8 protein-coding genes are annotated in these 4010 nt (G+C 37.1%); all 8 read left to right on the top strand.

What is annotated here, in order from left to right:
- A partial coding sequence (locus tag PHQ99_04180) for a F0F1 ATP synthase subunit beta (protein ID MDD4288764.1) occupies nucleotides 1-150 on the top strand: 150 nt, incomplete at its 5' end.
- Complete coding sequence (locus PHQ99_04185) at nucleotides 147-539, top strand: F0F1 ATP synthase subunit epsilon (GenBank protein ID MDD4288765.1); 393 nt, start codon at nucleotides 147-149, stop codon at nucleotides 537-539. The genes PHQ99_04180 and PHQ99_04185, both read left to right, overlap by 4 nt.
- Nucleotides 532-867 (top strand): AtpZ/AtpI family protein, encoded by a 336-nt coding sequence (locus tag PHQ99_04190; GenBank protein MDD4288766.1) that lies wholly within the window; start codon nucleotides 532-534, stop codon nucleotides 865-867. Before PHQ99_04185 ends, PHQ99_04190 begins: the two co-directional genes overlap by 8 nt.
- Before the next feature lie 27 nt (nucleotides 868-894).
- Complete coding sequence (locus PHQ99_04195; GenBank protein ID MDD4288767.1) at nucleotides 895-1161, top strand: ATP synthase subunit I; 267 nt, start codon at nucleotides 895-897, stop codon at nucleotides 1159-1161.
- Between the two features lie 2 nt (nucleotides 1162-1163).
- Nucleotides 1164-1877, top strand: coding sequence for a F0F1 ATP synthase subunit A (locus PHQ99_04200; protein ID MDD4288768.1), 714 nt, complete (start codon nucleotides 1164-1166; stop codon nucleotides 1875-1877).
- Nucleotides 1870-2139 (top strand): F0F1 ATP synthase subunit C, encoded by a 270-nt coding sequence (locus PHQ99_04205; GenBank protein MDD4288769.1) that lies wholly within the window; start codon nucleotides 1870-1872, stop codon nucleotides 2137-2139. The genes PHQ99_04200 and PHQ99_04205 overlap by 8 nt, the downstream gene beginning before the upstream one ends.
- A gap of 10 nt (nucleotides 2140-2149) precedes the next feature.
- Nucleotides 2150-2974, top strand: a complete 825-nt coding sequence (locus PHQ99_04210) for a F0F1 ATP synthase subunit delta (protein ID MDD4288770.1) — start codon at nucleotides 2150-2152, stop codon at nucleotides 2972-2974.
- Nucleotides 2975-2980: 6 nt separating this feature from the next.
- Nucleotides 2981-4010, top strand: a 1030-nt coding sequence (locus PHQ99_04215; GenBank protein ID MDD4288771.1) for a F0F1 ATP synthase subunit alpha, incomplete at its 3' end; no start/stop codon positions are given.

The following is a 4010-nucleotide window of genomic DNA, read 5'->3' on the forward strand; positions in this document are numbered from 1 at the left end:
GTTACCGAGCAGTTTACCGGAAATGAAGGACGTCGGGTATCTTTGCAGGAATCATTGGATGGATGTGAACGAATTTTGAATGATGAATTTCGTGATTATTCGGAAAATTCTCTCTATATGCTTGGTGCTATTGATGAGGCAAAGAAATGATGGATTTAAGAATACTATTGCCGGAAAAAACCTATTGGCAGGGTAAGGTAAAAAAGATAGTAGGAGAGGCCATTAATGGATTTTTCTGCTTGCTTCCACGTCACGTTGATTTCGTAACAATTATGACCCCTGGCATTTTTTTTGCCTTAACAGAAAAAGAAAGAGATATCTATTTAGCTATCAACGAGGGTATTCTGATTAAAGCAGGTGAGGATGTTACCCTTTCTGTTAGAGGTGCCGTTAAGGGAGACAACCTGGGGGATTTAAAAAGAGAGGTTGAAGAAAATTTTATTAAGATTAATAAACAGGAAGAGGGTGCCCGCAGTGCGCTGCAAAAACTGGAAGCTGATTTTGTCAGGAGGTTTTTGGATTTAGAGGCACATGGATAAAAATAATAACTATTCTGAGGAAAAAAGAGAAAAAGAATTTTTACACGAGATCGAAAAGAAGGAAAAGAGAAGGATTAAGGCTCAAGCCAGGAAAAATCGCAGTATCTGGATGGGATTTGGTTTATTTGGTGTTATTGGCTGGTCAGTAATGATTCCGACAATAATAGGAATTGGCATTGGTTTGTGGGCTGACGGAAGATGGCCTGGACAGATATCATGGACCTTGACCTTTCTAGTTATTGGCATTGTACTGGGCTGCTGGAATGCTTGGTATTGGGTGCAAAAAGAACGCAGGGTAATTGAAAAAGAAAGAGATGAAGAGGGGTAATCCAAGATTCAAGTATTTAAATTTATTATTTTAGGTTTTCTATCAGGTTTATTTTATTTTGGCGGGTTATGGTTTACTCTGCAATATATGGTACACTCACGTTATCCGGCAGTGATTACTTTACTTAGCTATATCTTGCGAGTTGTAGTTTCTTTTTTTATTTTGCTTTACATTGCCCGCTTTGGAGATTGGGCTTATATTTTATACTGGTTAGCAGGTTTTATTTTAGCCCGGATTATATTATCACGCTTGCTGGGTGATAATTATCCAGAGAAAAATAAGAAGGAGCAATAGTTATGGAAATAACACCTGATGCCATTATCTATTTTCAATGGAATGGCATTCATTTAAATGCCACTATCGTTTTTACCTGGGTAGTAATGGCAGTATTGATAATAATTAGCTGGTTGGCAACGAAAGATTTAAAAGTAGGTCATAATATCAGTCGCTGGCAGATTGCCCTGGAAGTAATAATTACCTATATCCGTCAACAGGTAAAAGAAATTACCCAGCAAAATCCGGATCAATTTATACCTTTTTTGGGCAGTCTCTTTTTATTTATTTCCATTTCTAACCTGCTGGCTGTTGTACCTGGATATCAACCACCTACCAGTTCACTATCAACAACATCTGCCCTGGCGGTTTGTGTATTTTTTGCTATTCCTATCTTCGGAATTGGCAAAGTAGGTGTCAAAAATTATTTAAAGCAATATCTGGAACCATCTGTTCTAATGCTGCCTTTTAATATTATCGGCGAATTTTCTCGAACCCTGGCTCTGGCGGTACGTTTGTTTGGTAATATTATGAGCGGTACCTTAATTGCCGGGATTTTACTGATTATTGCACCAATATTTTTACCGATTATAATGCAGGTATTGGGACTATTAATTGGCCAGATACAGGCTTATATATTTACAGTTCTGGCAACAGTTTACATTGCTTCTGCCACACAGGCAGAGAGTGAAGTATACCAAAAAAACAATAATGAAGGAAGTGAGAAAAATGAGTAGTATTGATATTGTAAGTGCAGTTTCCATTTTTACAGCCGGCATTACCATAGCTATCGGTTCTATTGGTCCGGCTATCGGACAGGGAATGGCTGTAGCAAGGGCACTGGGAGCTATTGCCCAGCAGCCTGATGAAGCGAACACTATAACCAGAACACTATTTGTTGGTCTGGCTATGGTTGAGTCCACTGCTATCTATTGCCTGGTTATATCCGTTATTCTTATTTTTGCCAATCCTTTCTGGAATTATATTTTAGGTCAATAAGGGGAATTATATGATAATTGATACCTTTACGGTAATAGCACAGATTATCAATTTTTTGATTCTGGTCTTATTGCTGAAAAAATTTCTTTTTAATAAAATTATGGGCATTATTGATGAAAGAGAAGAGCAGATTAAAGAGCAGATAGAAAGTACCGAAAAACAGCAGAAAGATGCAGAAGAGGAAATTAAAAAACAGCGAAAAATCAGGGAAAAGATGGAAGAGAATTGGGACAATGACCTTGCCCAAATGAAAAAAGAGCTCCAGGCTAAACGGGAAAAAATGATGGAAGAGTCCAGGCAAGCAGTAAATGAAGAAGAAAAAGATTGGAAAAATTCTATTCTTAAACAGCGTAATGCCTTTTTAAAAGAATTAAAAGAACTTTCCTGCCAGCAGGTATGCCAGATTTCCAGAAAGGTCCTGGCAGATCTGGCAAATGAAAAATTAGAAAATCAATTAATAGACAGCTTTTTACAACAATTAGAAGATACAAAAGATAATAATGGACAGGGATTTCAGTTATCTGATTTAGACGCAAAACAAGTAATAGAAATAAATACTGCCTTTCAATTGCAGAAAAAAGAAAAAGAAAAGATTACCGATAGATTAAAAAGGTTTTTTCAGGATGAAATAGATATTAGTTTTAAAGAATCTGAAGACCTTATATGTGGAATTGAATTAAGGGCAAAAGGAAAAAAGATTTCCTGGAGTATAGAAAGTTATCTCAATTCCCTGGAAAAGAATTTACAAAAATTATTTGAAGAAGTTGGGAATCAACAAAATATCGACAACAAAGAAAAAGATAGCACAGAAGTAAAAGAAAAAGAAGAAGAATAACTTCTCTTGGAGATAGATAAGATGAAAGAAATAATTCAAAATATGCCTCTACAGGAACATATAAAAGAAAGTTTTTCCAGAATGAAAAAGGTCATAAAAAAACAGGAAGCATCCTTTGATTTCCAGGAAATCGGAATCATTACTTCAGTTGGTAAAAATATTGTAAAGGCAAATGGTCTTCCTAATGTAAAATCAGGGGAGATTGTCCGTTTCAAAAAAGGACAATTGGGAATGGTCTTTAACCTTAATGCTGATAGTGTGGATATTATACTTTTAGATGAAGCAACATCTATTGGCTCGACTGATGAGGTAGAACGAACCGATAGGGTTATGAGTGTCCCGGTTGGTGAAATTCTCCTTGGTCGTATTATAGATTCTGTAGGAAGGCCTCTTGATAACAGGGGAGCTATCAGGTCAACAGAATATGCACCGATTGAACAGGATGCTGCTCCTATTATGGATAGGGACCCGGTAAATACTCCTTTGCAAACAGGATTATTGGTTGTCGATTCTTTAATTCCAGTTGGCAGAGGTCAAAGAGAATTAATTTTAGGCGACCGTCAGACAGGCAAAACAGCCATTGCAATTGATACTATTTTAAATCAGAATAATGGAGATGTTGTCTGCATCTATTGTGCAATTGGCCAGCAAATATCTTCTGTTGCCCGGGTAATTTCCAGGTTAAAATCATCCCAGGCGATGGAATATAGTATTGTATTAGTGGCATCCGGCGATGAGGCACCCGGACTTAATTATATTGCTCCATATGCTGCCACCAGTATCGGAGAATACTTTATGAGAAAAGGCAAGGATGTTCTTGTTATTTATGATGATTTAACCCAGCATGCCCGTTCTTATCGTGAGTTATCATTATTAATGAGAAGGCCACCGGCAAGGGAGGCATTCCCGGGTGATATTTTTTATATTCACTCCCGCCTTTTGGAAAGGGCTACTCATTTGAAAAAAGAATACGGTGGAGGCTCTTTAACAGCCTTACCGATTATTGAAACAGAAGCCCAGAATTTATCATCATACA

It is taken from the genome of Atribacterota bacterium, assembly GCA_028703475.1.
Taxonomy (GTDB): Bacteria; Atribacterota; Phoenicimicrobiia; order Phoenicimicrobiales; family Stramentimicrobiaceae; genus JAQVMU01.

Coding starts and splice junctions, on each gene's coding strand:
- PHQ99_04205 (MDD4288769.1), top strand. CDS start 1,870: ATGAGTAGTATTGATATTGTAAGTGCAGTTTCCATTTTTACAGCCGGC.
- PHQ99_04200 (MDD4288768.1), top strand. CDS start 1,164: ATGGAAATAACACCTGATGCCATTATCTATTTTCAATGGAATGGCATT.
- PHQ99_04185 (MDD4288765.1), top strand. CDS start 147: ATGATGGATTTAAGAATACTATTGCCGGAAAAAACCTATTGGCAGGGT.
- PHQ99_04190 (MDD4288766.1), top strand. CDS start 532: ATGGATAAAAATAATAACTATTCTGAGGAAAAAAGAGAAAAAGAATTT.
- PHQ99_04210 (MDD4288770.1), top strand. CDS start 2,150: ATGATAATTGATACCTTTACGGTAATAGCACAGATTATCAATTTTTTG.